The organism is Mesorhizobium sp. M0815, assembly GCF_040319995.1.
Taxonomy (GTDB): Bacteria; Pseudomonadota; Alphaproteobacteria; order Rhizobiales; family Rhizobiaceae; genus Mesorhizobium.
Genome location: NZ_JAMYOU010000076.1, coordinates 1 through 1,272, shown reverse-complemented (window position 1 = coordinate 1,272; position 1,272 = coordinate 1). Strand labels below are relative to the sequence as shown.

Annotated in this window: 1 pseudogene; it reads right to left on the bottom strand. The window is 65.0% G+C overall.

The window, feature by feature from the left end:
- Nucleotides 1–22 precede the first annotated feature (22 nt).
- Nucleotides 23–1,272, bottom strand: a pseudogene (tnpC, locus tag NKI01_RS30800) (IS66 family transposase); the annotation flags it as partial.

Below are 1,272 nucleotides of genomic sequence, written 5' to 3'. Positions count from 1 at the left end.
GTAAGCGGGCAGCTGAGGCCGTTCAGCGCTGGTAATTCCATGGCATGAGGGCGTCGATATCGCTGTTTGGCCAGCCATTGGCAATGCGCTCGAGGGTCAGGGTGAGCCAGGCGTGCGGATCGACCTGATTCATCTTGGCGGTGGTCAGCAGGGTGGCGATGGTGGCCCATGTCCGTCCGCCGCCGTCGCTGCCCGCGAAGAGGCTGTTCTTTCGGGTAATTGTCTGCGGCCGGATGGCGCGCTCGACGGTGTTGGAGTCGATTTCGATCCGGCCGTCAGTGAGGAAGCGCTCCAGCGCGGCACGCCGGCCGAGTGCATAGCGGATCGCCTCGGCCGGCTTCGATTTTACCGACAGCTTGGGCAGCTCCTTTTCCCACAGCGCAAAGAGAGCGGCAACGATGACGGCGGATCTCTCCTGACGCGCAGTTATCCGTACTGCCGGGTCCTGGCCGCGTACGGCCTCCCCGGCGGCCCACAGTGGGGCCATCTGCGCCACCGTCTGCGAGGCGATAACGGAGGAGCCTGCGGCATGCAGTTCGTAGAACTTGCGCCGCACGTGCGACCAGCACGCCGCCAGCATCACGCCGTCATTGCCCCGATCGGATCGGGCCAGCCGGTTATAGGCGGCGTATCCGTCGACTTGCAGGATGCCGCGATAGCCGTCCAGATGACGGGCGACACATTCGCCGGCGCGGCTGTCCTCGAAGCGGTAGGCGACGATGGGCGGTCCACTGCCGCCAAAGGGCCGATCATCGCGGACATAGGTCCAGAGGTAGGCCGTCTTGGCCTTGCCAGATCCCGGCGCCAGCGTTGGCAGCGTGGTCTCATCGGCAAAGACCCGCTCACCCTGCTTGATGCGAGCCAGTGCGTAATCGGCGAGCGGCTCGAGCTCGAAGCCGAGCTTGCCCATCCACTGCGCCATCTGTGACCGGTCGATCTCGACCTGATCGCGGGCATAGATCGCTTCCTGGCGGTAGAGCGGCAGGCCATCGGCGTATTTCGACACCGCGATCTGCGCCAGCAGCGCTTCGGTCGGAATGCCGCTTTCGATGATGCGGGCGGGCGCGGCTGCCTGGATGACGCCGTCCCAGCCCTTGTAGGCATATTGGGACGACGCGTAACGATCACCCGGAACTTCGCCGGGGTGACATCGAGCCGTTCGGAGACGTCCTCGCCGATCAGGATCTTTTCCAGCGCTTCGCAGCCAGCAGGCGTTTCGGGCTCGATGACCACCTCGACCCGTTCGAGATGGGCCGCAAAGCCTTTGCGAGG